The following is a 635-nucleotide window of genomic DNA, read 5'->3' on the forward strand; positions in this document are numbered from 1 at the left end:
CCAGCTTTCCTCGCCGTACTCGGCCAGGTACATGCCGGCCAGGATGCCGATCGGCGTGCTTACCAGCGTGGCCGCGCCCACCATCAGCAGGCTGCCGACGATGGCATTGACCAGGCCGCCGCCGTCGCCGCCCGGGGCCGGGGTGGTCTCGGTGAACATGGCGAGGCTCAGCGCGCTGAAGCCCTTGATGAGCAGGGTGAACAGGATCCAGCCGAGAAACAGCAGGCCGATGGCCATGGCGCCGATCGACAGCGCGATGCCGACCCGGTGCGCCAGCAGGCGCCGGCGATATACGGGATTGACAGGATTGACGGGATTCACGATTTGGCTCCTTCCTTGCGCGCCATGCCCATGAGCATGAGCTTGGCGGCCGACAGGACGATGAAGGTGATGACGAACAGGATCAGTCCCAGCGCGAACAGGGACGATACATGCAGCTTGGATTCGGCTTCGGCGAACTCGTTGGCCAGGGTCGAGGCGATGCTGTTGCCGGCGGCAAACAGCGACCACGAGAGCTTGTGGGCATTGCCGATGACAAACGTCACCGCCATGGTTTCGCCCAGCGCGCGGCCCAGGCCGAGCATGACGCCGCCGACCACGCCGGTCTTGGTATAGGGCAGCACGATCTTGCGCAC

2 pseudogenes are annotated in these 635 nt (G+C 65.2%); both read right to left on the bottom strand.

Features of this window, described 5'->3' with window-relative positions:
- Positions 1-321, bottom strand: a pseudogene (locus RY831_RS33105) (phosphate ABC transporter permease PstA); the annotation flags it as partial.
- A pseudogene (locus RY831_RS33110) lies at positions 318-635 on the bottom strand (phosphate ABC transporter permease subunit PstC); the annotation flags it as partial. The pseudogenes RY831_RS33105 and RY831_RS33110, both read right to left, overlap by 4 nt.

The sequence above is a fragment of the Noviherbaspirillum album genome, from assembly GCF_035916955.1.
GTDB classification, from domain to species: domain Bacteria; phylum Pseudomonadota; class Gammaproteobacteria; order Burkholderiales; family Burkholderiaceae_D; genus Noviherbaspirillum; species Noviherbaspirillum album.